The sequence below is a fragment of the Rhodoplanes sp. SY1 genome (assembly GCF_046000175.1).
Taxonomy (GTDB): domain Bacteria; phylum Pseudomonadota; class Alphaproteobacteria; order Rhizobiales; family Xanthobacteraceae; genus Rhodoplanes.
This window is the reverse complement of the sequence record NZ_JBEOMB010000528.1, coordinates 1-582: the sequence shown is the minus strand read 5'-3', so window position 1 is coordinate 582 and position 582 is coordinate 1. Positions and strand designations below refer to the sequence as shown.

The window sequence follows — 582 nt, the reverse complement described above, 5'->3', positions numbered from 1 at the left end:
GATCACCGAAGGCGACATGGTGTTCCGCGCCGATCACGTCCTGCTCGCCGCCGGCGCCCTCGCCTCGCCGCGTCTGCTCGATGCCTATCTGAGGAGTGCCGGGCTCGCCCGAACGCTCCCGGCGGCCGGAGCGGTCGGTCGCAACCTCAAGCGCCATCATCTCACCGCCGTGCTCGCGGTGGCACCCCGCCGCGTTCGCGATCGCCTGCGAAAGACCGTGCTGCTCACCAGCGACACCTTTCCGCATTCGAGCGTGCAGCCGCTCGGGGCGGCACTGACCCGCGGCGACTGCCTCGCCGCCGAGCTGCCGCCGGTCGTGCCGCGGCGCCTCCTCGACGCGGTCGGCGAACGGGCCCACGGCTTCTTCCTGCAGACGGAGGACGGCTCCCACCCCGACAACCGTGTCGTCGCGGCGAACGGAAGCGGGAAACCGATCCTCGATTTCGACGTCGACCGGATTCCGGCATCGCGCGACGAGCACCGCCGTTTCGTCCGCAGCTTCGCCCGCGATCTGTTCCGCTGCGGTCTCGTGCCGATGGTCCGGCCGGTCGGGATCGCCGGCACCGCGCATGTGTGCGGAAC

Annotated in this window: 1 pseudogene; it reads left to right on the top strand. The window is 71.3% G+C overall.

The features are described 5' to 3' along the window. Window positions 1-16: 16 nt before the first annotated feature. A pseudogene (locus ABTU92_RS30760) lies at window positions 17-582 on the top strand (hypothetical protein); the annotation flags it as partial.